This window comes from Sphingobium sp. PNB (assembly GCF_019873065.1).
Lineage (GTDB): Bacteria > Pseudomonadota > Alphaproteobacteria > Sphingomonadales > Sphingomonadaceae > Sphingobium > Sphingobium fuliginis.
In genome coordinates this window covers 1-1,168 of record NZ_JAINEZ010000216.1, presented here as the reverse complement: position 1 = coordinate 1,168, position 1,168 = coordinate 1, and the positions used below count along the sequence as shown (strand labels likewise).

Here is a 1,168-nt window from a genome sequence, read left to right as displayed (position 1 = left end):
TAGAGTATCCGTGATGATCAAGCTGGAGATTGCGTCCAGCATCGATCGGCTTTGAGCATGGCGTTCGCGGTGACGACGAGCTTTCGCATGACGGCGGTGATGGCGATCTTGGCGGGCTTTCCGGCAGTAACGAGCTGCTGATATTTTGCCTTGAGATCGGGATTGTACCGGGCGGCGACGAGGGCCGGCATATAGAGAGCCTGCCGCACGTTGGCGCGTCCGCCACGGATGAAGCTCTTGCCTTTCCATTGTCCGGACTGTCGAGCGACGGGGGCGAGACCGGCGAGGGATGCGGCCTGCTTGTTCTCGAGGCTGCCGAGTTCGGGCATGGTGGCGATGAGCTGGTTGGCGGTCAGCGTTCCGACGCCGGCGATGCTGGTGAGGATCTCATGCCGGCGGGCGAGCGCGGCATCGGCGGCGATCAGGTTGGCGATCTCGGTATCGAGCGCCTCGATATGCCGATCGATCTGCTCGAGCCGCTGCCGGCACTGGCGCTTGAGGAAGGCGATGGTGAGGTTCTTCTCGCGATTCTTGAGCGCGGTGCGATCGCGCACGAGGCCGTCTCGGGCATTGATGAGCTCCGCCATCTGCGCCTGCTGTGCGCTTCGAGCGGGTCTGACCGGCGGCTGCAAGGTGGCCGCCATACGGGCCAGCAACATGGCATCGATGCGATCGGTCTTGGCCAGAATGCCAGTCGCCTGGGCGAAGCGCCGGGCGCGCTCCGGGTTGAGCTTCACGCAGGGCCAGTCGGCCAGAGCCGCCTCCAGCGCCCGATGGTAGGTTGCGGTTGCCTCATAGGCGATCCGCTCGACCGGCCATTGTCGCAGCCAGGCGATCAGCGCCTTGTGGCCCTTGGCGGTGTTGGCGAACTGGCGCTCGGCGCCGGCAGGGTGGACATGGCAGTCGAGGCTCGCTTTGGAGATGTCGATGCCGATCGTCTGTGGTAGATTGTCGCTCATCTTTTCCGCTGTCCCATGCTTGTCATCCGGGTCCAAAACCCCGGTATCCGTTCGGGCCGACACGAAAAGAAAGGGGCGATCCTACTCTAACCCGGTCCCACAACGACCGGCGCTTTCACGATCCGTCCCCTTCCGCCCGGGCCGGGGTGGCCACCCCGGCCCGGGCAATCCAGCATGACCCAAACGGACCGCAATGTCATAAGACAAGC

At 64.3% G+C, this 1,168-nt stretch carries 1 protein-coding gene; it reads right to left on the bottom strand.

What is annotated here, in order from left to right:
- Positions 1–17 precede the first annotated feature (17 nt).
- Positions 18–959 carry an IS110 family transposase gene (locus K7W03_RS27475; protein WP_065847925.1) on the bottom strand — a complete coding sequence of 314 codons (942 nt, stop codon included), beginning with the start codon at positions 957–959 and terminating at the stop codon, positions 18–20.
- Positions 960–1,168 lie beyond the last annotated feature (209 nt).